Origin of the sequence: Mucilaginibacter mallensis (genome assembly GCF_900105165.1) — a bacterium.
GTDB lineage: Bacteria > Bacteroidota > Bacteroidia > Sphingobacteriales > Sphingobacteriaceae > Mucilaginibacter > Mucilaginibacter mallensis.
The window spans coordinates 53,750-79,468 of record NZ_LT629740.1; the positions used below are offsets into that span (position 1 = coordinate 53,750).

The following is a 25,719-nucleotide window of genomic DNA, read 5'->3' on the forward strand; positions in this document are numbered from 1 at the left end:
GTTGATAAGGTGATTGGTTTTCCTAATCAAGAAGATCAAGCCATCCAAATATAGTAGTTTTGGTTATATTAGTATTTCAGGAATTGGATTGTTACAAATATGTTCCTAATTTACCAACCGCCCATTCAAATCAACCGTCCTCGCAAAAGGGTTCAAAAACTTGTTGGCTAAAATTGCAAACTCACGGCGGGTTATGGGGCGGTTCATATCAAATTTGGAGGTGAAGTGATATAGCGAGTTCCAGTCGCGGCTCATGCTTTTCCTTACGTTATCAGGTTCGGTTAATGTTAACTCGCTGATGAATGACAGCAGGTTGCCAACGGTGAATTGCTTGTCAAGCTTGTTGGCATTAAACCAAAGGAATGCCCGGGTATAGGTTTCCAGCAGAACTGGTTTTATCTCGGCTGTGGTAACAATGGAATCCGGCATAAATAACACCGTATATACATAATGATGCTCCCGTTCCTCTGTTACACCTTTGAGCATACCCGTAGCGCATATCTGTTGTATAGCCCGCCAATAAGGATCCACACCTATATCATCAAAAGGGAGCAGACAACTTTTAAAGTCGAGCAGTTCGCCCTGAATTAACCTTACATTTAAGTTTGCAGTTGTGGTTTTGTAAAAAGCGCAATAAGCAGCTATAACTCCCGCAGCCTGCCCAAGGTTTAAATTAGCACGTAAATAGGTAAAGGGATTGGTTGGTTGGCGCCATTGTTTGCCTGCTACCAATAAATTATCTACACCCTTCGCTAAAAAATCCCTGATAGGTATACAGTATTCGGGTGATGGTATATAAGTGAATTTATATTGTGAGGTATCTAAAGGTCGGTAAGGTCTAAAGCTTCCCATAGCTATTGAGGTACGGTATGCATTTGTACCATCATTAATTTTCCATTCATCATTACTAACATAAGTAGCTCCGGCTTTTGCTATTACACTGCCCTTTTCAGTGGCATCAATTAAAATCCTTGCTTTTATGGTCTTGATTTTACCATTTTGAGTGACAGTCACTTGCCAACGGTCGCCGTCTTTTACAATATTTGTGAAGGATGTATTTAATTCGATGCTGAGATTCTTAACAGTATCAGCAATGTTGGCTAATATTGCTGCACCTATACTGGGCTCCAGCTTTAAGGGGTCATTATAAATAGTATCATATCCCGGTGTTTTGTGGTAACGATCAACAACATGTTTGCGGAATTCATCCCATATACCCGATGGTGAGTTACGATCGGCTAACACATACTCCATCGCTTTTCCTGATAGATTATTACATAATATTGAATCACGTTCAATCAGTACCGTTTTCACCTTGCTCCTGGCACTTTGTATAGCCGCTGCAACGCCGCTTAGGCCGCCGCCTATTACCAGTACATCGGTTTTAATGCTTTGCGCGTAGCTGATGCTGCAATTAAAAACGAGTAATAAAACGGCTATTTTTTTTATCATTTATGTAGGGATACAAACGCTAAAATACTTTAATGCTTGCTGAACATTAAAATAATCCCTAATTTAATTTTTTTTATGATCATATGACAGATGAACAAATGAAATACCCTGTGGGGAAATTCAGTCCGCCGGCATCTTATACTACCGATGACTTCAGGCGTTGGATAAACGATATTAAGGTGCTGCCCGGCCTGCTGCGCCAGGCTGTTATCAGCTTAAATGAAAAACAACTGGATACGCCATACCGTACCGGCGGCTGGACACTGCGCCAGGTTGTGCACCATGTTGCCGATAGCCATATGAACGCGCTTATGCGCCTTAAGCTTGCGCTAACAGAAGATAAACCAACAATAAAGCCCTATGAAGAAGCGCATTGGGCATTATTGCCGGATTATCGCCTGCCTGTTGAATCATCATTACGGCTACTGGAGGGTATTCATAGCCACTGGGCTGCCATATTGGAGAGTTTTACCGAGGATGAATGGAACCGTAGTTTTATTCACCCGGAATCAGGTGAAACCATTCCGCTTAAGAAATTTTTGGGAACCTACTCATGGCATGGTAAGCACCATTTGGCACATATAACTGAAACGGTTAAGAAATTTGACCTTTAATATCAACGTGTCATTGCTTCGTACCTCGCAATGACGCTTTTGGAAAGAGCTATATTCAAAAAACAAAGCCCTTGCTATCAAATAGCAAGGGCTTCCTTATCTCTTGTCTTTATTTTTTATTGACCGCTTTGAGCCTGGTTCTTCATTTGGTCATTGGCTACAATAACTATTTCAACACGGCGGTTTTGCGCGCGGCCATCAGCTGTGCTGTTGCTTGCTATAGGTTCAGTTTCACCTTTGCCTACAGTTGTTAAGCGTGATCCGTTTACGCCATCGGCAACAATAATTGCTTTTACTGACTGGGCCCTGCGGATGGAAAGATCCATATTATGTTCGGCGGTACCGGTGCTGTCGGTATGACCTATAACTGAAATGTTTGTTTCGGGGTTATGCTGCATTGATGTGGCCAGGTTTTGCAGGTTGGTTAATGCACTAGGTTTTACATCGGCCTTGTCAATATCAAACAATATACCTGAATCAAATTTTACCAATATGCCTTCGCCCTGGCGTGTTACGGTAGCGCCTGGTACTGTTTGCTTGATCTCGGCAGCCTGTTTATCCATTTTTTTACCGATGAATGCACCAGCAGTGCCACCTACCGCGCCGCCTATAATAGCGCCTAGTGCAGTATTACCCGCAGCGTGACCAATTAAAGCGCCTACAGTGCCACCGGCACCTACGCCTATGGCTGCGCCTTTTTGTGTTTTGGTGAATGAGTCGCAGCCTGTACCTAAAATACCGAGCATCGCAATAGCTATGCTTAATACAGCTATCCTGTTTCTTAATACTTTCATCTTATTAAATATGGATTTTATTTGTTACAAATATTTTACAAAGCAAATGCCAAACAAACTTATTCAAATATTACTGATATTATTAAGCCTTATTATATAATATTTATTACTTTAAAAACATTTTTTTAATATCTGGGAAAATAGGCCCGGAGATATTGCAGCTATTAAAAAACACAAAAAAACACACTGGTTTGTTTTTAGTACAAAAACCAAAAAATAATACACAGCACAAATAAAAAACGATTGATTATGCAGTAGCCATATCGATTACAAGCTGAATTGTATGATAAATTCAGTGCCTTCGCCTACTTTACTTTTTATTTCAATGGTGCCGCCGAGTGCTTCAACCTGAGTTTTTACCATAAACAGCCCCATGCCCTTGCCTTCGGTAGAGGTATCAAAGCGTTTATACAAACCAAATACCTGGTTGCCGTTCTTTTTAAGATCAATACCTTTGCCATTATCTTTAAAACGCAACTCAATCTTATTAGCTAATTTATGGCTGCTGATATTGATAAGCGGCGGCACTCCCTGACGGCAATATTTTATGCTGTTTGATACAAGGTTATAAAAAATGCTATAAGCATAACTGCGGATGGTAAAGATCGATTCAACCTCATTAAATGCACAATTAAACTGTATTTCTTCGTTCTGATCAGCCGTATAAATGCTTGTTTTAATGCTTTTTACAAGCTTTGCAAAATACACGGTTTCTTTTTTCTCGTTAATTGCCCTGGCCTGTAAAATATGATTCAGGTCCTTTATCACAACATCGATATTTTTTACGGATATAGAAACCCTGTTTGTGATTTCCTGTCTTACATCAGCTTCAAGGTCATCCTCTACCAATATATCCGTAAGACCAATAATATTGGCAACCGGTGCACGCAAGTTATGCGATACTATATAGGTAAATTGTTTAAGGTCATTATTATGCTGTATAAGGTCTGCAATTATTCTTTCGCGTTCAAGAGTGGCATTCTTTGCCTCAGTAATATCTTTATTGGCTAAAATAAAGCCCCAGTTTTTCCCCTCAGTGTTTTTTACACTCACCCAGCGTACTTGATACCACTTTGCATTTCCATTTTTTTCGGGGAGGTTCAATTCATAGCTAATGGCCTCTCCCTTGGCAACTTTATCAATATATTGTTGGATGGCTGGCCATCGGCCCGGGCGGAAATATTTTTTTATGGGCTTATTAATTTCAAGCGGGATATCGTTGTTTTGTTCGGAATATTTTTGGGCCAGCATGTTAAAGGAAACGATCCTTAATTTGGTGTCAATTAAAATATATGCTGTATCGGTATTATCAAAAATAGTACGAAGGTTTGCTTCCGATTTTTTAAGGGCCTCTTCATCAGCTTTCCGGTCGGTTATATCTGTTACCATGGCAAGCGCGCCCTTATAATTACCGGCTTCATCAAAAATAGGGTTGGCGGATATGTTTGTCCATACGTTATTCCCGGCTTTTGTAACGTATCTTATGTCCAGTTTTTCCTTTGCACCGGCACGCCTTCTTTCCATGCAGGCAATAGCATAGGCTTTGCCTTCCTCATCCATAAAATCATAAAGGCCTTTACCTAGCATTTCTTGCTGTGTGTAGCCAAGTATCTCAGCTATTTTCTTATTAACGAAATTTGTTTTTTCGTTTTCATCAATGGTCCATATACCTTCCTGCGCAGTTTCAACAATGCGCCGGTACATAGCTTCGCTTTTTCTGTGATTCTCATCTTCTTCTTTCCGCGCGGTTATATCTCTTATAACACCATTAAAACTTATTAAATTACCTGCTTCATCTAATATGGGTGAGAGCTTTTTTTCAACCCATCTGATCGTATTATCTTTGTGGATTATTCGATACTGGCTATTTACAATTTCACCTTTTTGCAACAGGTCGTTTTGATTGGCAACAATATGCCTGTCCTCGGGATGTACCAATCGTAGCCATAGCTGCAGATCATCCAAAAAATCATCGGCCTTATAGCCAAATAGTTTTTCACAGGAATCGGATATCCGTATAACTCTTGAATCAATAAAATCAGTAGAGAAAAAAACTTCGTCGATAGCGCTAAAGAACGCCATTAGTTCCGGATAGGGGTCTTCCTGTTTTTGTATACTGTTACTCTGAATACTAACTGACATGTTACGCAGTTTTTTCTTTTAATGTTATTTTTTTAGCATGTTATTATAAAAGTTTCATAGGTTATATATAATTAGGGGTATATGTGTAGCTGTTAAAATTATGATTTTTTTAAAAAAAAATAGTTTTAAGGTTTTACATTTCAACTGTGATAATGCTTATATATTAATATTTTATTAATACATAATTTAAAGATAAACAGTTATTTAAGAATATTAGTCATTTCATGTAAAATTAACTATTGCTTTATCTTCAATAAATCAACGGGAAAGTTTTTCTTATTAAAAAAGCCGCATATACGGGTTAATAATTTAACCCGTATATGCGGCTTTTATTTATTCTTTTTATTACGCCGGGAGATTAGTTCTCCTGGTCGTTATCGTTATCATTATTATCAGGCACACTTGCTATACGGTAGCCGGTGTTGCCATTACCATCAACATATGGCTGGTAATAAATACCATTGGGAGATACATAATATTTTTTGCCGTTTAATGATACCTTACGACAGTTATCAGGCAACTCATTTACTATATCACCAACTTGCGGTGCAGCAGTTTGGTCGGGGCTAACGGTGCTGTCAGCAGTATTTAAAACACCATCCCTGCCGGCAACTACAAATACTTTTTTACCCTGGTCGTTTACCACTGTCTTAAAATATACACCGTTCAGTTCATAAAATTGCTGGCCATCAATCATTATTGATTTTGCACCATCAGGCAGGCTTGGTACCGCAGCTCCTATCGGAGGTGTAGTAACCTGGTATCCGCCGCCATCATATGGGCTGTAGAATACACCGCCATAATAATAATACAGGTCAGAACCCCAATAAAAAGGGTAATAGCCAAAAGGCAATACGCCTAAATAAAAGCCCAGGTGCGGGTAGCCATAATAACCATAGCCAGATCTGTAATAACCGCCACGATTGTAGCCGTAAGCGCCACCATAAGCACGGTGGGCAACTACAGCTGCATTATTGCTACGAGCACCACTATAGGCGTGAGCGCCGCTGTTGCTAAAACCACCACTATAGGAATGAACACTACCGCCGCCGCCTCCACCATGAAAGCCGCCGCCACCGCCGCCGTGCTGAGCACTGGCAGTTGAAATAACTGCTACGGAAAGTAATCCGGTTAAAAATAATCCGGATGCATATTTATATAACCTTTTCATAATATGATATAAAACAGTGTTTTTATTTATAAAGTATAAACCGCTTTAATTGTAATTAGACGAATAACAGCTGTAAAGGTTTAACCGGAATTTTAAAATTTCCTGTAATTATTTACAAAGTTTGCGCGGCACACAAATTAATTGGTATTTATAGTTAATTGCCTAACAAATGTGCAGTTTTAAAAGCATAAAAATCAACTTTTTAACTATTTTAACATTTAAGTTACAAAGAAAAACCCGGCTGTTGGGCCAGGTTCTTCAATTATTAATCAATTAGGGTTAAATAATGTTTATTGTACCTGGAAGGTATTACTAAAGCTGGTACCATCAGGGTAAACACCGGATATAACCAGTAACCCATTTCTGGTATTGGTGATTGCGTTATCCATATCGGCAACACTGCCAATAGGGCTTTTGTTGATGCTGGTAATTACCGAGCCAACCGGTATCTCGGTATCATCAAATAAGCGACCCGGACGAACCTGGGTAACTATTACACCTGATTTTACATGGAACTTAGCTTTTTGGCTGTTATCCAAAGGCATAAAGCTTGCCCCCAGCTTATTGAACAACTCCGCTGCCGACTTTGACGGAGCAGCAGCTGTGCGAACGGCAGGAGGGGCATCGGCCTTAAGTGTTACTGTAAATTCTTTCTCAGTACCATCGCGCAATACAGTTAAGTGGACTTTATCGCCGGGCTGTAATTCGCCTACACGCTCCTGCAGGTCTGATGATTCATAGATCGGGCTGCCATCAACCTTTGTAATAACGTCGCCTGCTTTTATACCTGCTGCTTCGGCACCGCCGCCATGCACAAGGTCTTTTACATACAGGCCAGTTGTGTTATCAATATGCAATGTCTGCGCAACATCCGGATCAAGCTGGGTAAAGCTTACGCCTACAAAACCACGTTTAACCGCGCCATATTTTTCAATATCATTCAATACCTTTTTAGCTAAATTAATAGGGATAGCAAAGCCATACCCTTCGTATGAGCCAGTATGTGATGCGATAGCCGCGTTAATGCCTATAAGCTCGCCTTTCGTATTTACCAGGGCGCCACCGCTGTTGCCAGGGTTGATAGCCGCATCTGTTTGTATGAACGATTCAATGGCTTTATTGGCAGCCCTTGGTTGGCCCTGATTACCGCTGCGCCCAAATGGGTTATTATCCTGATTGTCTTCATTGCCGATGATACCTATGTTTCGGCCCTTGGCGCTAACAATACCCGCCGTAACGGTTGATGTTAAGTTAAAAGGGTTACCTACCGCTAAAACCCATTCGCCAACTTTTGCATCATCAGAGTTACCAAATTTTACAATAGGCAGGTTGCTGGCATCAACTTTTATAAGTGCCAGGTCGGTATTAGGGTCGGTGCCGATAACTTTTGCCTGGAAGGTACGGTGATCATTAGTATTTACAGTGATCTTATCGGCCTTCTCAACCACATGGTTGTTGGTGACAATGTAACCATCGGGCGAAATAATTACACCTGAGCCTGATGCCATTTGCACACCCTGGGGCTGTGCACGCTGGCCAAACATGTTGCCAAACAATTGTTGTAACTGGTCCTGATCGCTGTTGCTTGATGTGTTAGAATAAGTAACACGGATATAAACCACCGCCGGGGTTACTGCCGCTGCTGCTTGTGTAAAATCAACCTCGCCGGCTGATGAGGTGATAGGAGCCGATGGGTTACTTGCAAAATAAACCTTCTGTTTTTCCTGGAAAGTCATGTTATCGGTGTATTTGTTCTCAAATACTTTATAAGTACCCAAGGCTATGCCCCCGCCGATAAAGGCTGCTAACAATGTTAAACCAAACTTTTTCATATATTACTCACTTTTCTTTTTAAATATATTTTTTTAAGTAATTCAAATATAATACCATATAGACGGCAGAAGCAATGGTATGTTATTGGGAAATTTGTTAAAATTTGTTAAAATAAATTTACTTTATCCTAACCGATGTTTTAAGCGGTTACTTTAATATTGTAAGAAATTATAACAACAGAAAAACTAAGTGAAATTACAGTTTTATAAATACCAGGGTGCAGGAAATGATTTTATAATGGTTGATAACCGTGAAAACGTTGTTAATCATCATAATTCCAGGCTGATACAGCATTTATGCGATCGCCGTTTTGGTATCGGTGGCGATGGTGCCATGTTCCTGCAAAATGTTGATGGATACGACTTTGAGATGGTTTATTACAATGCCGATGGCAAACCGAGCAGCATGTGCGGCAATGGCGGTCGCTGTATTGTAGCTTTCGCGAAGTTCCTGGGTATTATAGACGACGAAACAGAATTTTTGGCGGTTGATGGTCCGCATTATGCCAAAATTTCAGCAGAAGGCAACTGGGTAAGCCTGCAAATGACTGATGTTAACAGCATTACCAGCGATGATGATGCCTATGTATTAAATACCGGCTCGCCGCATTATGTAACTTTAACAGAAGGGCTTAAAGATAAAAATGTTTATAAAGAAGGCTACGCCATCCGCAATAACGATACTTACCGTGCCGAGGGCATCAACATCAACTTTGTTGAACCAACCGACAACGGCTACTTTGTACGCACCTTTGAACGTGGTGTAGAGGATGAAACCTTTGCCTGCGGCACTGGTGTTACAGCGGTTGCATTAGCTATGGCAAAACATAATAACATCACTGGGCAGATAACTACTCCCATAAAAGTATTGGGTGGTGATCTCACCATCCGTTTTAATTATGACGGTAACACATTTACTGATATTTTTTTAGAAGGTCCTGCTGAAAAAGTGTTTGAAGGGGATGTTGTGTTGAAGGACTGATCGTTCTTCTCTTTCGCGTATCTCTGTTCCTCCGCGCGTCATTGCGAGGCAAGAAACAATCCCCGACTGTACAGAGCGGATATGCAAGGTTGTTACTTATCACATGGTATCGCTTTTCGCTAAGAAGTCACTTTTTGTCTTGATACAAAAAGTAACCAAAAAAATCAAGTCAGTAGATTAGGCTTCTTTGCCGCACAAGGCCATTCCCTGCAAACCAGGCAAAACCTGGGCTGGAAATATTTGCGGCCATAATGCGCTCACCACCCCATGCGCTGCAAAAATTTCCTATACCCTGCCACACACCAGGCCACCATTGTTTTGCCTGATTTCGCCCGAAGCTGTTCTACTGACGGGGAAGGAAGAACCCTAGTTCACCCAACCCTCGCCAAAGATGAGGGCATTAATTGAACCATAATGAAAAGCGGGTAAAGGCCTGACAAAAAGCGCGGGTCTGGGTGTTTTGCCTGTGGGCGGAAGGATCTTTTTGTCTTGATTTTTTGTTTCTTTTGTATCAAGACAAAAGAAATAGGCCTTAGCGGCTATGAGCGATACCATGCGACTCAATAGACATTCAAATCTACAAATTCGCTCTGTACAGTTGGGGATTGTTTCTTGCCTCGCAATGACGCGCGGTTGTATAAATCCTGTAAATCCATCCAATCCCATAAACCCTGGTTCATTGTTTACAATTATTTAACACTAAACATTTTTAATTACTGCAAATTCTCATTACGTTTGAATTTTTTGTTGATGTAGCTTCTATAAATTTTTTACCAAATAGGATGCTACGAGTCGACAGTACAAAACCTTGCCAGATAATTTATGCTATTGCCAAGCATGAATACCTGTCGTTTGTTATTGAGCCGCACATAGTTCAGCTTAATCCTAATGGCGAATTTTCGCTCACTCACCAACGCTTATTTTCCAATACCGCCAAAGAGTTTGCTCATTGTATTGATGAAACAGATCTGAAGCTCGTTAAAATACTGGAAGAAATAGAGCAGGGGAATCTGATCAAAAAATTCTATAAAAAGCCAATACGTCCGTTTGAGTTTTTTACCAAGATATTTAACGAGCAGCTATTTGATGCCATAAGGCCAAAAATGGAAAAACGCATGGCCGAAGCTTTGGGCATGCTGGGTAATAAAGAGATCTACCTGATGAGTAAGGAGGGCTACCCTGCCGAGCGTAAATTGCATATAGCCGAAGAGCCTGCATCGGTACTGTTCCATTTCAGGCGCGATGATGTGGAGATCAGGTATTTCCCGACCATCAAATACCAGGGCATGCGCATTGAGTTCATATTTAAGGGGGCGGAGATCATTTGCAATCATCCCGCATGGATGCTGCTTGAGGACACGCTGTATTACTTTGATAAGGAGATAGAGGGCAAAAAACTATTACCTTTTCTTAACAAACGCTATATAGCCATCCCACGGTCGTCAGAGAAATCATATTTCGAGAAATTTGTTGTGCCGCTGATAGAAAAGCACAGCGTATATGCCGAAGGCTTTGTTATCAATACTGAAAAATATGAAGCTACGCCAATTTTAAAGCCCATATACATTGAGGGTGGCACATCACAACTACAGCTTAACTTTAAATATTCAGGATATATTTTTCCTTATGGCGATGGCCGGCATGTTTCGGTACGTATGGATCTGAACGGCGATGTGCCTGTTTTCCACCGCATAAAACGCTCTTTAGGTTGGGAGAAGAATAAGCTTTACGAGCTGGAAAAGCTCGGTTTAAAAACAGTATCTACATTATTCCAAAATTTGGAGGTAGCGGTAAGTGATGAAGATGCCGATCACTCATTCTCGGTATTTGAATGGCTGAACTTTCATCATGATGCGCTTGCGGAGCTTGGTTTTGTAATTGAACAGCCGGAGGGCCAGAAGCGCTATGTATTCGGCTCAACCCGGATCGATCTGGAAGTTAAAGAGAACAACGATTGGTTTGATATTTATGCTGTGGTGTATTTTGGTCCGTACCGGATACCGTTCATCCAGCTAAAAAATCATATCCTTAACCATAAAAAGGAATTTACGCTGCCATCGGGCGAGATAGCGGTGATTCCTGAAAAATGGTTCTCGCAATATGGCAACCTGCTGCATTTTAGCGAAGGCGGCGATGATATTAAACTCCGCAGGCACCATATTGGCCTGGTAAGCGACCTTGCCGAAAGTGAACTGGCCGATGTAACCATGACCCGCAAGCTGCAAAAGCTAACCGATTTTGAAGCGTTGGAAGAAATTGCCCTGCCGCAAAATTTTAAAGGTAATTTAAGGCCATACCAAAAGGCAGGCTATAACTGGTTCCACTTTTTAAAGAACTATCATTTTGGCGGTTGCCTGGCCGATGATATGGGACTTGGTAAAACCATACAAACGCTGGCATTGCTGCAAAAGCATAAGGAAGATACCGAGGCTGGTGATAGTAAAAGCACTTCGCTTATCATTATGCCAACCTCACTCATTTATAACTGGTTGAACGAAGCTAAAAAGTTCACTCCTAAGCTAAGGCTGATGGTGCATACCGGTACCATGCGCTATAAATCGCCGGAAGTATTCAGTAATTATGATGTGATCATCACTACCTATGGTATCAGCCGGATAGATATTGATCTGCTTACCTCCTTCTTTTTTGATTATGTAATTTTGGATGAAAGCCAGAATATTAAAAACCCATCGTCGAAATCATACCAGTGTGTAAGGCAGCTTAAGTCGCGTTTTAAACTGATACTCAGCGGTACCCCGGTTGAAAACTCGGTTAATGATTTGTGGACGCAGATGTCGTTCATTAACCCGGGCTTGTTGGGTACACAGCAGTATTTTCAGAATGAGTTTGTAACGCCTATTGAAAAGAAAAAAGACGAAGACAAGGCCCGCAAATTACAAGCATTAATAAAACCATTTGTACTGCGCCGTACCAAGGAGCAGGTAGCCACCGAGCTTCCTCCAAAAACCGAAACCTTGTTCTATTGTAAAATGAGCGAGGAGCAATCATCGGTTTATGAAAAGGTAAAATCGGAATACCGTAACGAGCTGCTGAAGAGCCTGGAAGACGGCACCTATGCCAAAACCCAGATACAGGTGCTTCAAGGCCTGATAAAATTAAGGCAGATCGCTAACCATCCATCTATGATTGATAGCGAGTATGAGGGCGACTCAGGCAAATTTGAGAACGTGGTACATACGCTGGCTAACGTGCTTGATGGCGGGCATAAAGTGCTCATATTTTCGCAGTTTGTAAAACAGCTGACTATTTACAGGGAGCATTTTGATAAGGAAAAGATCCCGTATGCTTACCTGGATGGCAGCACGCAGAACCGTGGCGATATTGTAAAGCATTTTCAGGAAGATGAGAAAACAAGGGTGTTCTTAATATCCATAAAAGCGGGTGGCGTAGGCCTGAACCTTACCGAAGCCGACTATGTATTTATCCTCGACCCTTGGTGGAATCCTGCCGTTGAACAACAGGCTATCGACCGTACACACCGCATAGGCCAAACTAAAAATGTGTTCATCTATAAATTCATCACCAAAGATTCTGTTGAAGAAAAGATACTGGCCTTGCAGCAACGTAAACTAAGCCTGTCGCGCGCGTTGATCACCACCGAAGAAAGCTTTATAAAATCGCTTACTGCTGATGATATTAAGGAGATTTTGAGGTAGGATTTCGGATGTGCAGATGTGCGAATATGCAAATGTGCAAATAAAAAAGCGTCATTGCGAGGAGTGAAACGACGCGGCAATCCCCGACTGTACAGAGGGGTTTGCTCGGTCGCCCTGTACAGTCGGGGATTGCTTCGTTCCTCGCAATGACGAGATGTGATATTATCCCACAAATAAACACTAACTTCACTGTAACAAACAGCTACCTTACACAGTCATAGCAGCAAGTTTTTTAAATTGATTACATGCCGGTAAAAACCACTTACAAAGAAAATATCGCCATAGCATTAAACTCTATAAAGGGTAACAGGCTGCGTACAGCGCTTACGGCTTTAATTATTGCCATTGGTATTATGGCGCTGGTGGGTATTTTAACGGCGATAGAGGGCATTAAACAACAAACTACCGAGGCATTTGCGGGCCTGGGCGCCAATTCATTTACTATTGAGAACCAGGGCTCTGATCTTGGTTTTGGTAATGGCGGACACCGGAAAATTTTCCCGCCTATAACCTATGAGCAGGCTACCCGTTTTAAGGAGACTTTTAAGCTACCCGCACTGGTTTCGGTTAATCTCGACCTGTCGGGTACGGCGGTTGTAAAATATGGTAACAAAAAAAGCAATCCAAACATTTCATATACAGGGACCAATGAAAATTATTTGATGACTAGCGGTTATAAGCTGGCATCGGGCCGTAACTTCTCCAGCGCGGAGCTCGACCAGGCCCAAAGTGTGGTTATTGTTGGTGATGAGATAAAAAAACGTTTCTTTAAAACAGTCGACCCGGTTAACCAATCTATTTTTATAGGTAATAACCGTTTCAGGATAATTGGCGTATTCGCTACAAAAGGTTCATCAAATATAGGCCCCGGCGATAGAAACTGCATTATACCTGTGCTGCGTGCCAAGCAAATTGATACGGTTTCGAACCCATCATTTACCATATCAATTATGGCAAACAGCCCAACGGCGGTAAATGCCACTATTGATGAGGCTACATCATTATTCAGAAATGTACGTGACCTACGGGTATCAAATGATAATAATTTTAACATTAACCGCAGCGATTCCATCGAGAAACAATTATCGGGGCAAATACAAGGCATGACCATAGGCGGTATGGCTATAGCCTTTATAACTCTTATTGGCGCATCTATCGGCTTAATGAATATTATGCTGGTTTCGGTGACTGAACGCACACGCGAAATAGGCGTAAGAAAAGCTATTGGCGCCACCCCGGCCATTATACGCAAGCAATTTTTAATTGAGGCCATTGTAATATGCCTTATAGGAGGTATTTTGGGTGTCTTTTTTGGGATACTGATAGGCAACCTTATTGTGCTGTTAACCAAAGGCAGCTTTGTTATTCCCTGGTTGTGGATAGTGGTGGCACTGATAGTTTGTACTGTAATTGGCCTTTTATCGGGCTTCTATCCCGCTAAAAAAGCCTCAAAGCTCGATCCTGTTGAGGCATTGAGATACGAATAGCCAGATTCAAGAGTCAAGAAAGACTTTTAAAAAGGTCTTGATTCCTGACTCTTAACTCTTGATTCTCTCTATTTTAGCATTATATTTTTAAGCGGATAATTGAAAAGCAGTTTCTCAATATAGCTGGTGCGCAGTGCATCGGTGAACGCGGCAGCATGCCTTGGGTGGTGCATATCGCTCGATATAAAATCTATCAACTCATTGTCAATCAGCATTTCAGCAGCAGCTTTAATATCCTTGCCATAATAGCCTGTTAACGATATGGTATTCAATTGGAAGTTGCAGCCCCAGTCGTGCAGCATTTTGTACTGTTCAAGGTTCATGTATGAATACCTTTCGGGATGTGCCAAAATGGGTTTATAGCCAAGGTCTCTCATCTTTTGTATTACAGGAATGTAATTAGGCGGCAGGCTAATGAATGAGAACTCAAAAAGCACATAGTTATCGCCCATGGTCATTAAGCTGCCGTTATTTATACTGGCTTCAAACGACTCATCAAAATAATGTTCGGCAGCTGTTTCAATATCAATAACGATATTTTCTTTTTTCAGCTCGGCTTTAAGTGTTTCAAGTGCATCGCCGATGGTTTTAGGCGTGTTCTTATAGAAGTCGGCCATTATGTGCGGCGTAGCAATAATTTTGCTGATACCCAGCTCCATCATTTTTTTGATCAGTACGATCGATTCTTCAGGAGTTTGCGCGCCATCATCAATTCCAGGCAAAACATGTGAATGCATATCAACCATGATCGATTCATAATTGAACGTTATATGCTTCTTTAACTTCTTTTTCTTCTTAAATAAACCAAACATTATTATCCTTTAATCTGCTCTGTAACAAATATTAGCCTAAAGGGTTTTCGGCTAAATATTTCTCCCATTCCCAGGCTGATGCCATCATGTCGTCAATATTAAGTTCTGTTTTCCAGTGCAGCTTATTTGTCGATTTGGTTACATCCCCCCATACTTTCTCTACATCCCCCTCACGTCTTGGGCCTATTTCGTGTCTTAATTTAACACCTGTAACGCGTTCAAAAGTGTTAATAACCTGTAATACTGTACTGCCATCGCCTGTTCCGATATTGAAAACATCATAACCGGTAAATTCTGGTTTTTCCATTAATTTAAGCGCGGCAACATGAGCCTTAGCCAAATCAACCACGTGGATATAATCACGCACGCAACTACCATCAGGGGTATCGTAGTCATTGCCAAATACGGTTAATTTTTCGCGTTTGCCAATAGCTGTTTGGGTGATGAAAGGTACTAAATTTTGTGGCACTCCAATAGGTAACTCACCAATTAATGCTGAATCATGCGCACCTACCGGGTTAAAATACCTTAATGATACCACTTTGTAGTCGCTGCCGGCCGCAATCATATCTTTCAGCATTTCTTCAGCTATTTGCTTGGTATTGCCATATGGAGATTGTGCCGCTTTTACAGGTGCATCTTCGGTTACCGGCAACACATCAGGCTGCCCGTATACCGTACAGCTTGATGAAAACACAAAATTTATTGGTTTGCCGGCATAAGCATCCAGCAGGTTAAGCATAGAGTAAAAGTTGTTGCGGTAATATTTTAATGGTAAGTGCACTGATTCACCTACTGCTTTAAAAGCGGCAAAGTGGATAATGCCCTCAACATCGGGCTCAGTTTCAGCCAGCTTTTTTACCGCATGCTCATCGCAAAGATCAATTTTATGAAAAATGGGCTTAAAGCCGATGATCTTTGTAAGCTGATCTAATATTTTGGGAGAGGAATTTGATAAATTATCAATAATTACCGGTTCATATCCTGCGTTTACAAGTTCAACAACTGTGTGCGAACCAATAAAACCTAAACCACCGGTCACTAATATTTTAGCCATAGCTTATTTGTTATAATAGGTGAAATCTTTATGTAAAATTTCCTTTTCAGGAAGGGATTTGAAATATTCATAAGTGATCTTCAGGCCTTCGCTGCGGGATACTTTGGGTTCCCAACCCAGCAGGGCTTTAGCCTTGGTAATATCCGGGCGCCTTTGTTTAGGATCATCTGTAGGTAATGGCAAGCTGATCAGCTTTTGGTCGGTACCTGTTAGCTTAATGATCTCCTCGCCAAACTGCCTTATCGTAATCTCATCCGGGTTGCCGATATTTACGGGTTGTGCATAATCGCTGTGCAGCAATCTGTATATGCCTTCAACCAAGTCATCTACGTAGCAAAACGAGCGTGTTTGTGATCCGTCGCCAAAAATAGTCAATGGTTCACCTCTTAGTGCCTGGCCAATAAAAGCGGGCAATACGCGGCCATCATTCAGCCGCATGCGAGGGCCATAAGTGTTAAATATTCTTACTATCCTGGTTTCTAAACCATGGAAAGTATGGTAAGCCATTGTAATGGCTTCCTGAAAACGTTTAGCTTCGTCATATACGCCACGTGGCCCTACGGGGTTTACGTTACCCCAGTATTCTTCGGGCTGCGGATTCACATTTGGGTCACCGTATACCTCTGATGTAGAGGCGATCAGCATCCTTGCTTTTTTGGCACGTGCCAAACCAAGCAGGTTGTGTGTACCCAATGAACCTACCTTTAAGGTTTGGATCGGGATCTTTAGATAATCTATCGGGCTTGCGGGTGACGCAAAGTGCAGGATATAATCGAGCTCACCCGGTACGTATACAAATTTGGAAACATCGTGGTTATAAAATTCGAAGTTCTCCAGTTTAAATAGGTGTTCTATGTTCCGCAAGTCACCGGTGATCAGGTTATCCATGCCGATTACCTTGTAATCTTCCTTAATAAACCTGTCGCACAGATGCGAACCCAGGAAACCGGCAGCACCGGTTATCAATACTGTTTTTCTTGTTGCCATTATCCGATTACTTTTCTGCCTATACTGTTATAATAGAAACCATATTCTTTCATTCTTTCCAGATCATACAGGTTACGGCCGTCAAAAATAACAGGTGCTTTCAATTTTTCTTTCATAAAATCAAAATCAGGTGTGCGGAATACCGGCCATTCGGTTATTATCAACAACGCGTCGGCACCGTTAAGCGCATCATAGCGGTTTTCTGCGTAAGTGATCTTATCGCCTAACAGTTTCTTTACGTTTGGCATACCTTCGGGATCGAAAGCTACAACAGTAGCGCCATCTTTCAATAGCTCCTCAATAATATATAAAGCAGGTGCTTCGCGAATGTCGTCGGTATCTGGTTTAAAGGCCAGTCCCCATAACGCGAACTTTTTACCTTTTAATCCATCTTTATAATAGCCGCGCATTTTCTCAACCAAAACCTTTTTCTGGATCTGGTTTACATCCATCACCGCGTTCAGTATCTTAAAATCGTATTTGTTCTCGGCTGCTGATTTCTCCAGCGCCTGCACATCCTTAGGGAAACAGCTGCCGCCATAACCAATACCTGAGAACAGGAAGCGTTTACCGATACGATCGTCAGAACCAATACCTCTTCTTACCATGTCCACATCAGCGCCTACCAGTTCGCACAGGTTAGCTACCTCATTCATAAACGAGATTTTGGTAGCAAGGAAAGAGTTTGCCGCATATTTTGTAAGCTCCGAAGAGCGTTCATCCATAAAAATAATAGGGTTGCCCTGGCGCACATATGGGCCGTACAGTTCGCCCATTAACTTGCGGGCGCGTTCATCCATAGTACCTACTACTACGCGGTCGGGTTTCATAAAGTCGTCTACCGCTACACCTTCGCGTAAAAACTCGGGATTTGACACCACCGCGCATTCTACTGTAGTGTTGGCTTTTAATACCGCGGTTACTTTATCGGCTGTGCCCACCGGCACCGTTGACTTGGTAACGATAACCTTATAATCGGTTATCAACCCGGCAATATCTTTAGCAGCGCCCAAAACATAACTCAAATCTGCTGAGCCATCACCACCCGGAGGCGTTGGCAGCGCCAGGAAGATGATTTTTGCTTCTGCTATAGCCTCAGCCAGGTTAGTGGTGAACAGTAGCCGGCTTTCATTAATATTCCTGTTAAAAAGCACTTCTAAGCCCGGCTCGTATATTGGTAACTGGCCTGCCTGCATCATTTTTACTTTCTGTTCATTGATGTCAACACAGATCACCTGGTTGCCGGTCTCGGCTAAACATGTTCCTGTTACCAGGCCCACGTACCCGGTCCCCACTACAGCTATTTTCATAAGTGTTTATTGTAATTTATTGTTATTACTTTTATCCCGACGAAGATAATAATTCATAGTTAATGCTGCTAATATATAATATCGCTTTACGTTTATACTATTGTGCTGTTTTCACGGTTTCATTTTTTAACGGGAAAGCAAAGCTTTGGGTTTCCGGCAGAAGAAATATAAGCTATAAAAAGTATGAGCAAAGCATTTGGTTCCACTTTGCTTCGCTTGGCGAATTTGAGCAGGGCCGGCCGGTACTGGAGTATTACCGTGAAAAGTACCCGGATAAAAAGATAGTCATCACCTTTTTTTCACCATCGGGCTACGAGATCAGGAAGAATACACCGCTTGCCGATGCAGTATATTATCTGCCCCTTGATACTGCCGCCAATGCGCGGAACTTTATTGATGCCATACAGCCTGCTATAGCCATATTTACCAAATATGAGTACTGGTATCATTTCTTTAACGAGTTGAATAAGCGCGAGATACCGCTTTATATTATCTCCGGTATTTTCAGGCCTGAGCAGGTTTTTTTTAAATGGTATGGTAGCCTGCACCGCAAAATATTAAGTTTTGTAACCTGGTTTTTTGTGCAGGATGAGCGCTCAACGGAGCTGCTGAAAAATCTCGGAATTGAAAATGTTTCTATCAGTGGCGATACTCGTTTTGATCGTGTTTGGGCAAATGCACAGCAGCCAAAAGAATTGCAGCCAGTAAACGATTTTAAAAACGGGCGCAAGGTTTTTATAGCCGGCAGTACATGGCCCGATGATGAGGTTTTGACAGCAGCTTTGGTAAATGATTATGCTGATTGGAAATTTATTTTTGCCCCTCACGAAATAAGCGAGGAAAAGATCACTAAGCTTATCAGCCTATTGCCATTTAATTCAGCTATAAGATATTCGCAACTGGCAACGGATCATCTGCCGCTTACCAACTATCAAACACTCATAATTGATAATATAGGCATGCTGTCGTCGCTATATCAATATGGCGATCTGGCCTATATAGGTGGCGGCTTTGGTGTGGGGATACACAATACGCTCGAGGCAGCCGCTTTTGGTCTGCCGGTAATATTCGGGCCAAATTACAGCAGGTTTAAAGAGGCAAATGACCTGGTAACCCTGCAGGCCGGATACAGCATTAATGACGAGGCCGAATTAAAAAGCACCGTGGCTTATTTGCTGGAGAATGGGGAACGCTATAAAACGATATGCCAAAAAGCGGCAGCCTATGTGCAGGAGCATACCGGTGCTACAGCAACAATTGTAGAGCATATAAAGCTGTAAGGGAATATGATCTACCCCAAAAAGAACCCTGTCATATTTTGGACGATGCACTATTATGTGAAATGGATAGTGGGCAGGCATTTTCATGAGTTGCTGTTTAACAGGATTGAAACTGATAAAAGCCGATCAATACTTTTAATAGTTAATCATTATAGTTTTTGGGATAGCCTCATCTTATATTGTGTAAATACCCGTTTGTTTAAGAAAAAGATGTACATTATGATACTGGAAGAAACTGCCAGGGGGAATGCTTTTTTTAAATATGCGGGCGCTTTTTCAATCAATAAAAAATCAAAGGACATGCTGCTATCGCTGGATTATGCGGCAAATCTGCTGAATGATCCGCAAAACATGGTGGTGATATTTCCGCAAGGTAGACTGTATTCAAATTTTGTAGATCATATAATTTTTGAAAAAGGAGTATTGAGGATAATAAAGCAGGCTCAGGGCAGTTTTCAATTAGTATTTGCCGCTGCTTTTGTGCAGTACTTTAAACACAAAAAGCCAACAGCAACCGTTTATTTAAAAACAGCTGATGAAAGTTTTGCTGATACAACTATTAATGAATTGCAAAGTGCCTATCAGCAGTATTACGATCGATCAAAACAGTTACAAACCGAAATAGATATAGAACAGTGATCATAGCCATATTTGTTACTCTCTTTTTTATGGTACTGCGCTTTACGGTGTCGCTGTTTAACTTTTTGTCAAACCCTAAGCTGCCGCATATAAAAAAGCCGTATGGCCAGCTCGTGTCTATATTAATACCGGTGCGTAACGAGGAGGGAAATATTTTAACGCTGCTCCAATCCATACAAAAACAAGATTACGGTAATTACGAAGTGATCATACTGGATGATGATTCAACAGATGATACCTACCGGGTTTGCTCGGAATTTGCGGCTGAACACCCGCGCTTTAAAGTGATAAAAGGTAAAAAATTACCGCACGACTGGCTGGGAAAAAACTATGCCTGCTACCAATTGGCCAAACAAGCCAATGGCGATTACTTTTTGTTTTTAGATGCCGATGAACAGGTATATAATGGTTTGATCAATAGTGCTCTGCACCGCATGCATCTGTATAATCTCGGCTTATTAAGCCTGTTTACCAACCAGCAAATGGATACATTAGGCGAGAAGATAGTGGTACCGCTTATGCACTTTATACTTTTAAACCTGTTGCCATTGCGCCTGGTTTATCTTACTAAAAACAGTTCGGTTGCGGCGGCAAGCGGGCAGTTTATGTTGTTTGATGCAACGCTTTACCGGCAGTACGAATGGCATAAGCAGGCTAAGGACAAAGTAGTTGAGGATGTAGAGATCATGAAATTTGTAAAAGCAGCAGGGTATAACGGTGAGGCTTTGCTGGCAAATGGCATGATAAGCTGCCGAATGTATAAAGGTTATACCGACGCGGTTAATGGCTTTAGTAAAAATTTTTTGGCGGCATTTAATTACAGCATTATGTGGCTGCTTATTTACCTGGTAATAATTATTGGGGGGCCTATGATCATATTAATGACATTGAACTTTCAGCTGATGTTATTTATGGTGGGTTTAATTATTCTTACCCGTATCATGATCTCCTTATCGGCAAGCCAGAACGCCTGGCTCAATGTGTTGCTCCACCCTGTGCAAATGATCAATTTAATGCTGATAGCTTTTATAGCGATACAAAAATACCTCACCAAAACCACGGTATGGAAGGGCCGCAGAATTTGAAACCAAAACCATACGAATCATCGAAAAAGTCGCAGCTAACGCTCATAATAATTATTGTGCTTTTTCATACGGTGGGGCTCATCGGCTTAGTTATGCCGTCTCTTCGCCCCATTTTTTTACAGCTAGTACCCTGGCATATATTGTTAATGCTGATAGTAATAATTGCCAGTCACAGGCCCTCAGATTATCGCATATTATTATTTGCCCTGCTGATATTTATAATAGGTTACGGCGCGGAGTGGATCGGCGTACACAAAAGTTGGCTGTTTGGTAATTATGGCTACGGCACAACCCTGGGCCTGCAGTTTTATGATATCCCGTTAATTATAGGCGTGAACTGGTTCCTGCTGATTTATTCTGCGGGGGTTTTGATGCAGCAATTGAGGATTAGGAGTGTTTTTGCCCGCGTAATAACTGCTGCTTTTACTTTGGTTTTAGTGGATCTGCTGATAGAACCCGTTGCCATAAAATTGGATTACTGGCATTGGACTGATAATATCATCCCCCTAAGTAATTATGCAGGCTGGTTTTTGCTGAGTGCTTTAATGCTGTTTGTATTTGAAAAATTCAACTTTAAAAAGCAAAGCGTGGTAGCGCCGGTGTTTTTGCTGATACAGGTTGTGTTTTTTGCTGTTTTGAGATTGATAATTATATAATTCCCTCCCTTGGGAGGGGTGCGGCTGATTGTGCGGTGACAGGTAGGGGTTTCGCCGCAGATTACCCCTACCTGCCCTTCCCCAGGGAAGGAATCGCCCCAGGCCTTCGCTTTTTTAAAGTACAAGACACAAAATATTGCATCTCTACAACGGTGTATTTGTTTAATTTTTTACCGTAAATTTGCAGCACAATGGGAGAGTATAATCTACAGGTTACCATAGACCAGGATTCCGGCTTTTGCTTTGGAGTGGTTTACGCTATTGATATGGCCGAAGAAATTCTGGCCGAGGATGGATACCTGTATTGCCTTGGCGATATAGTGCATAATGATGAAGAGGTGGAACGCTTAAAAGCCAAAGGCCTGCGCATTATTGAACATGAGGCGCTTAAAGATCTCAAAAACGAAAAGGTACTCATCCGCGCGCATGGCGAGGCTCCTGATACCTATCGTACCGCTTTAGAAAATAATATTACCCTTATTGATGCCTCATGCCCTGTAGTGTTAAAGCTGCAGAACCGCATCAAAAATTCATACGACTCCAACGAGAAAATATTGATCTTTGGCAAACATGGCCATGCTGAGGTAATTGGTTTAGAAGGCCAAACCAATGGCGAGGCACTGGTTTTCCAGGATATTGCCGAACTGGATAATGTGGAGCTACCCCATAACATCACCCTTTACAGTCAGACTACTAAAAGTATGGCGAAGTTCTACAGCGTAAAGGATGAACTGATCTCACGCGGATATGATCTGAAAGCAAATGATACGATCTGTCGCCAGGTATCAAACCGGGATAAGGACCTGCCAAAGTTTGTTGCGAAGTTTGATAAGATCGTATTTGTATCGGGCCGGAAATCATCCAACGGCAAGGTGTTGTATGAGGTATGCCTTAAAAATAATCCCAACACTTATTTTATATCATCAGCCAGCGAGCTTGATAAAGCATTATTCGCCCCCGGTGATAAAGTAGGTATAGCAGGCGCCACATCAACCCCCATGTGGCTAATGCAGGAAGTAAAAGCGGAACTGGAAAGATTATAATATTTTCTCTATGTCATTGCGAGGAGGAACGACGAAGCAACCTCGTCGCGTTCAATATGCAAGCGACGAGGTTGCTTCTCCGCTATCCAGCGGATCGCAATGACATGATGGTATTAAATTTGTACATTACCATTATCACATGCAAAAGCGTCCATCAAACATTGGTTTATTAGTTGCCCTATTGGTTATAGGTAGCTGGGTAACCTCAATCATTTTGTTAATGCGCTGGCAGGTGAATTTTGCAAATCCTTTGCTATACCTGTTTATTTTAGTGCAGATGCATTTGTATACGGGGTTGTTCATCACCGCGCATGATGCTATGCATGGCACCGTTTCATCAAACAAAACACTTAATAATTTGGTGGGATATCTCTCCACATTGCTTTATGCTTCATTCTGGTATCCGAAGTTATATACCAAGCATCACCAGCATCATAACCACGTTCATACTGCTGCCGACCCGGACTATCACGAAGGTAATTTTATACAATGGTATACACGGTTTATCCGTAATTATTTATCCATCTGGCAAATTGTGCTGATGGCAGTAATATTCAACATCCTGAAGATCTGGATCCCGCAGCCAAACCTGTTACTGTTTTGGGTAGCGCCATCGTTATTAAGCACCGTACAGTTATTTTATTTTGGTACTTACCTGCCGCATAAAGGTGAGCATGATAACAAGCACCAGGCATGCAGTCAATTTCGTAACCATGTGCTGGCATTTTTGTCGTGTTACTTTTTCGGTTATCATTATGAGCACCATGATTCACCGGGGACGCCGTGGTGGAAATTATGGAGGGAACCGGCTGGTCCATCAAATTAAAGAAGCCCAAACATAGATGTCTGGGCCCTTGGCGGATAAAATTAATTAACTATTTACATCAGCTTCTTGTTCTGAAAGGATAACGTTCTAATAGGTGTAAATATAAATAATAGCCTTTGTGTGGTTTTGCTAAACACCGCACAATCGATTGCTTAAATGCTTACGTCATGAATTTCGGGGAGATATTCCGGGGTCTTTTCTAATCATCTATTCGTAATAAAATGAAGCATTTGAAAATTCAGTGGCAAAATATTTACTTTTGCGCTTCATTATGAGCAAAAAGGGAGTTTTACTGGTTAATTTAGGTACGCCTGATAGTCCTTCAACCGCGGATGTGCGCAAATACCTCAGAGAATTTTTAATGGACCCGAGGGTAATTGATGTAAACCCTGTTTTACGTACAATATTGGTTAAAGGCTTTATTGCCCCTACCCGCGGACCGAAATCAGCCAAACTTTATCAGCAGATCTGGGATGAAAAAACCGGCTCGCCACTTTTGCATTACAGCAAACTACAGCAACAATTATTGCAGGATCGCTTAGGCGATAAATATATGGTTGAACTAGCCATGCGTTATCAAAGCCCATCGATAGAGTCAGCATTAACAAGGCTGAAAGATGCTTTAGTGCAGGAAATACAGGTAATCCCGATGTTCCCGCAATATGCATCGGCAAGTACAGGCTCAGTGTATGAAAAAATAATGGACATTGTGGGTAAATGGCCCACATCGCCAAATATATCCTTCATTAACTCATTCCATGATAATGAACTGATGATTGAGACCTTTGCCAATAACGCGCAAAAACATGATCCTGAAAGTTATGACCACATCTTGTTCAGCTTTCATGGCCTGCCGCAACGGCAATTGATAAAATCAGACCATACCCACAGTTACTGCCTTAAAGTTGATGGTTGCTGCGAAACGCTTAACGATACCAACAAGTTTTGCTATTCGGCGCAATCGCACCACACAGCGAAACTCATCGCCCAAAAATTAAATATCCCGAAAGAAAAATATACCATTTGTTTTCAATCACGCTTGGGTAGCGACCCCTGGGTACAACCCTACACCAGCGAGATTGTAGCTAAACTAGCCAATGAGGGCAAAAAACGCCTATTGGTATTTTGCCCCGCTTTTGTTGCCGATTGTTTGGAAACCGTATTTGAAGTAACCAAAGAATACGGCGACGAATTTAAAGCCTTAGGGGGTGAGCATGTGCAATTAGTAGAAAGCCTGAACGATTCCCCAACATGGATTGACGCGCTGGAGAAAATGGTGAGGGAATAGGTCTCTTCACCACGTCATTGCGAGCGATAGCGTGGACAACCGACCGGAGGGAGCTCATTAATACCATTGAAAAACAAATTACAACATTAATAATCCCCGACTATGCAGAGCAGATATGTAATTGTGAATATCGCATGAAGCCGCTCATGGGCGCGGAGCCCTATTTCTTTTGTCTTGATACAAAAGAAACAAAAAATCAAGACAAAAAAATCCTTCCGCCCACAGGCAAAACACCCAGGCCCGCGCTTTTTGTCGGGCCTTTACCCGCTTTTAATCATGGTTCAATTAAAGCCATTTCCTTTGGAGAAATTAGGTAAAGTTCCTTTCCCTGTCAGTAGAACAGCTTCGGGAGAAAGCAGGCAAAACGATGGTGGCCTTGTGCGTGGCAGGGCATAGCAGATTTTTACAGAAGCGTAAAGGCTGGGTGCGTAGCGACAGCAGGGGTAAAAATATAGCAGCCCAGGTTTTGCCTGATTTGCAGCGTAGAGGCCTCGTGCGGAAAGAAGCATTTCTACTGACTTGACTTTTTGGTCCTTTTGTGTCAAGACAAAAGGACTAGGCCTAGCGGCTATGAGCGATACCATG

The 25,719-nt window shown here is 41.8% G+C and carries 20 protein-coding genes; 11 read left to right on the plus strand and 9 right to left on the minus strand.

All coding sequences use genetic code 11. The features are described 5' to 3' along the window. Positions 1-105 precede the first annotated feature (105 nt). Positions 106-1,452, minus strand: coding sequence for an FAD-dependent oxidoreductase (locus BLU33_RS00245; RefSeq protein ID WP_091367582.1), 1,347 nt, complete (start codon positions 1,450-1,452; stop codon positions 106-108). Positions 1,453-1,535: 83 nt separating this feature from the next. Here BLU33_RS00245 and BLU33_RS00250 point away from each other — a divergent pair, with 83 nt between their 5' ends. Beyond that, the gene (locus BLU33_RS00250; RefSeq protein WP_091367584.1) at positions 1,536-2,066 is read left to right on the plus strand and encodes a YfiT family bacillithiol transferase; all 531 of its coding nucleotides are present in this window, start codon (positions 1,536-1,538) and stop codon (positions 2,064-2,066) included. A 116-nt stretch (positions 2,067-2,182) separates the two neighbouring features. On the opposite strand, the gene BLU33_RS00255 is transcribed toward BLU33_RS00250, so the two are convergent. The 4 genes from BLU33_RS00255 to BLU33_RS00270 all read right to left on the minus strand — a co-directional run bounded on the left by BLU33_RS00255 (position 2,183) and on the right by BLU33_RS00270 (position 8,005). Continuing rightward, complete coding sequence (locus BLU33_RS00255; protein ID WP_091367586.1) at positions 2,183-2,860, minus strand: OmpA family protein; 678 nt, start codon at positions 2,858-2,860, stop codon at positions 2,183-2,185. A 267-nt stretch (positions 2,861-3,127) separates the two neighbouring features. Continuing rightward, positions 3,128-5,002 (minus strand): PAS domain-containing sensor histidine kinase, encoded by a 1,875-nt coding sequence (locus BLU33_RS00260; protein ID WP_091367588.1) that lies wholly within the window; start codon positions 5,000-5,002, stop codon positions 3,128-3,130. A 358-nt stretch (positions 5,003-5,360) separates the two neighbouring features. Then, the gene (locus BLU33_RS00265; protein ID WP_091367590.1) at positions 5,361-6,173 is read right to left on the minus strand and encodes a DUF6515 family protein; all 813 of its coding nucleotides are present in this window, start codon (positions 6,171-6,173) and stop codon (positions 5,361-5,363) included. 290 nt (positions 6,174-6,463) lie between these two features. Further along, positions 6,464-8,005: a Do family serine endopeptidase gene (locus BLU33_RS00270; protein WP_091367592.1), complete on the minus strand. Its 1,542-nt coding sequence runs from the start codon at positions 8,003-8,005 to the stop codon at positions 6,464-6,466. Between the two features lie 190 nt (positions 8,006-8,195). Between BLU33_RS00270 and dapF the strand changes: the two genes are divergently transcribed. The 3 genes from dapF (at position 8,196) to BLU33_RS00290 (ending at position 14,151) form a co-directional block, all read left to right on the plus strand. Beyond that, complete coding sequence (gene dapF, locus BLU33_RS00275) at positions 8,196-8,987, plus strand: diaminopimelate epimerase (RefSeq protein ID WP_091367595.1); 792 nt, start codon at positions 8,196-8,198, stop codon at positions 8,985-8,987. Positions 8,988-9,769: 782 nt separating this feature from the next. Further along, entirely contained in the window at positions 9,770-12,664 is a 2,895-nt protein-coding gene (locus tag BLU33_RS00285) for a DEAD/DEAH box helicase (protein ID WP_091367599.1), read from the plus strand. Positions 12,665-12,909: 245 nt separating this feature from the next. Continuing rightward, positions 12,910-14,151: an ABC transporter permease gene (locus tag BLU33_RS00290; protein ID WP_091367602.1), complete on the plus strand. Its 1,242-nt coding sequence runs from the start codon at positions 12,910-12,912 to the stop codon at positions 14,149-14,151. Positions 14,152-14,219: 68 nt separating this feature from the next. Here the strand turns inward: BLU33_RS00290 and BLU33_RS00295 are convergent, their stop codons facing one another. The 4 genes from BLU33_RS00295 to BLU33_RS00310 are packed head-to-tail and all read right to left on the minus strand — an operon-like array spanning position 14,220 to position 18,317. Then, the gene (locus tag BLU33_RS00295; RefSeq protein ID WP_091367605.1) at positions 14,220-14,963 is read right to left on the minus strand and encodes a tyrosine-protein phosphatase; all 744 of its coding nucleotides are present in this window, start codon (positions 14,961-14,963) and stop codon (positions 14,220-14,222) included. 31 nt (positions 14,964-14,994) lie between these two features. After that, positions 14,995-16,020 (minus strand): UDP-glucose 4-epimerase GalE, encoded by a 1,026-nt coding sequence (galE, locus tag BLU33_RS00300; RefSeq protein ID WP_091367606.1) that lies wholly within the window; start codon positions 16,018-16,020, stop codon positions 14,995-14,997. A gap of 3 nt (positions 16,021-16,023) precedes the next feature. Then, a complete protein-coding gene (locus BLU33_RS00305) occupies positions 16,024-17,007 on the minus strand; it encodes a UDP-glucuronic acid decarboxylase family protein (RefSeq protein WP_091367609.1) in 984 nt (327 codons plus the stop codon). Next, entirely contained in the window at positions 17,007-18,317 is a 1,311-nt protein-coding gene (locus BLU33_RS00310) for a UDP-glucose dehydrogenase family protein (RefSeq protein ID WP_091367611.1), read from the minus strand. The genes BLU33_RS00305 and BLU33_RS00310 overlap by 1 nt, the downstream gene beginning before the upstream one ends. A 62-nt stretch (positions 18,318-18,379) precedes the next feature. Here BLU33_RS00310 and BLU33_RS00315 point away from each other — a divergent pair, with 62 nt between their 5' ends. The 7 genes from BLU33_RS00315 to hemH all read left to right on the plus strand — a co-directional run bounded on the left by BLU33_RS00315 (position 18,380) and on the right by hemH (position 25,134). Beyond that, a complete protein-coding gene (locus BLU33_RS00315) occupies positions 18,380-19,597 on the plus strand; it encodes a 3-deoxy-D-manno-octulosonic acid transferase (RefSeq protein WP_091367613.1) in 1,218 nt (405 codons plus the stop codon). Positions 19,598-19,603: 6 nt separating this feature from the next. Then, positions 19,604-20,236, plus strand: a complete 633-nt coding sequence (locus BLU33_RS00320; protein ID WP_091367615.1) for a 1-acyl-sn-glycerol-3-phosphate acyltransferase — start codon at positions 19,604-19,606, stop codon at positions 20,234-20,236. Then, positions 20,233-21,321, plus strand: a complete 1,089-nt coding sequence (locus BLU33_RS00325; RefSeq protein ID WP_091367617.1) for a glycosyltransferase — start codon at positions 20,233-20,235, stop codon at positions 21,319-21,321. Before BLU33_RS00320 ends, BLU33_RS00325 begins: the two co-directional genes overlap by 4 nt. Before the next feature lie 146 nt (positions 21,322-21,467). Continuing rightward, the gene (locus BLU33_RS00330) at positions 21,468-21,977 is read left to right on the plus strand and encodes a carotenoid biosynthesis protein (protein WP_157682004.1); all 510 of its coding nucleotides are present in this window, start codon (positions 21,468-21,470) and stop codon (positions 21,975-21,977) included. 191 nt (positions 21,978-22,168) lie between these two features. After that, the gene (locus tag BLU33_RS00335; protein WP_091367621.1) at positions 22,169-23,020 is read left to right on the plus strand and encodes a 4-hydroxy-3-methylbut-2-enyl diphosphate reductase; all 852 of its coding nucleotides are present in this window, start codon (positions 22,169-22,171) and stop codon (positions 23,018-23,020) included. A gap of 139 nt (positions 23,021-23,159) precedes the next feature. Continuing rightward, a complete protein-coding gene (locus tag BLU33_RS00340; protein WP_091367622.1) occupies positions 23,160-23,846 on the plus strand; it encodes a fatty acid desaturase in 687 nt (228 codons plus the stop codon). A 271-nt stretch (positions 23,847-24,117) separates the two neighbouring features. Beyond that, positions 24,118-25,134: a ferrochelatase gene (hemH, locus tag BLU33_RS00345; protein ID WP_091367624.1), complete on the plus strand. Its 1,017-nt coding sequence runs from the start codon at positions 24,118-24,120 to the stop codon at positions 25,132-25,134. Positions 25,135-25,719 lie beyond the last annotated feature (585 nt).

Bases quoted from the DNA above. Each gene is read 5' to 3' on its own strand.
- BLU33_RS00245 (WP_091367582.1), bottom strand. From the start codon at position 1,452: ATGATAAAAAAAATAGCCGTTTTATTACTCGTTTTTAATTGCAGCATC.
- BLU33_RS00250 (WP_091367584.1), top strand. From the start codon at position 1,536: ATGACAGATGAACAAATGAAATACCCTGTGGGGAAATTCAGTCCGCCG.
- BLU33_RS00255 (WP_091367586.1), bottom strand. From the start codon at position 2,860: ATGAAAGTATTAAGAAACAGGATAGCTGTATTAAGCATAGCTATTGCG.
- BLU33_RS00260 (WP_091367588.1), bottom strand. From the start codon at position 5,002: ATGTCAGTTAGTATTCAGAGTAACAGTATACAAAAACAGGAAGACCCC.
- BLU33_RS00265 (WP_091367590.1), bottom strand. From the start codon at position 6,173: ATGAAAAGGTTATATAAATATGCATCCGGATTATTTTTAACCGGATTA.
- BLU33_RS00270 (WP_091367592.1), bottom strand. From the start codon at position 8,005: ATGAAAAAGTTTGGTTTAACATTGTTAGCAGCCTTTATCGGCGGGGGC.
- BLU33_RS00285 (WP_091367599.1), top strand. From the start codon at position 9,770: ATGCTACGAGTCGACAGTACAAAACCTTGCCAGATAATTTATGCTATT.
- BLU33_RS00290 (WP_091367602.1), top strand. From the start codon at position 12,910: ATGCCGGTAAAAACCACTTACAAAGAAAATATCGCCATAGCATTAAAC.
- BLU33_RS00295 (WP_091367605.1), bottom strand. From the start codon at position 14,963: ATGTTTGGTTTATTTAAGAAGAAAAAGAAGTTAAAGAAGCATATAACG.
- galE (WP_091367606.1), bottom strand. From the start codon at position 16,020: ATGGCTAAAATATTAGTGACCGGTGGTTTAGGTTTTATTGGTTCGCAC.
- BLU33_RS00305 (WP_091367609.1), bottom strand. From the start codon at position 17,007: ATGGCAACAAGAAAAACAGTATTGATAACCGGTGCTGCCGGTTTCCTG.
- BLU33_RS00310 (WP_091367611.1), bottom strand. From the start codon at position 18,317: ATGAAAATAGCTGTAGTGGGGACCGGGTACGTGGGCCTGGTAACAGGA.
- BLU33_RS00315 (WP_091367613.1), top strand. From the start codon at position 18,380: ATGCTGCTAATATATAATATCGCTTTACGTTTATACTATTGTGCTGTT.
- BLU33_RS00320 (WP_091367615.1), top strand. From the start codon at position 19,604: ATGATCTACCCCAAAAAGAACCCTGTCATATTTTGGACGATGCACTAT.
- BLU33_RS00330 (WP_157682004.1), top strand. From the start codon at position 21,468: ATGCTGATAGTAATAATTGCCAGTCACAGGCCCTCAGATTATCGCATA.
- BLU33_RS00335 (WP_091367621.1), top strand. From the start codon at position 22,169: ATGGGAGAGTATAATCTACAGGTTACCATAGACCAGGATTCCGGCTTT.
- BLU33_RS00340 (WP_091367622.1), top strand. From the start codon at position 23,160: ATGCAAAAGCGTCCATCAAACATTGGTTTATTAGTTGCCCTATTGGTT.
- hemH (WP_091367624.1), top strand. From the start codon at position 24,118: ATGAGCAAAAAGGGAGTTTTACTGGTTAATTTAGGTACGCCTGATAGT.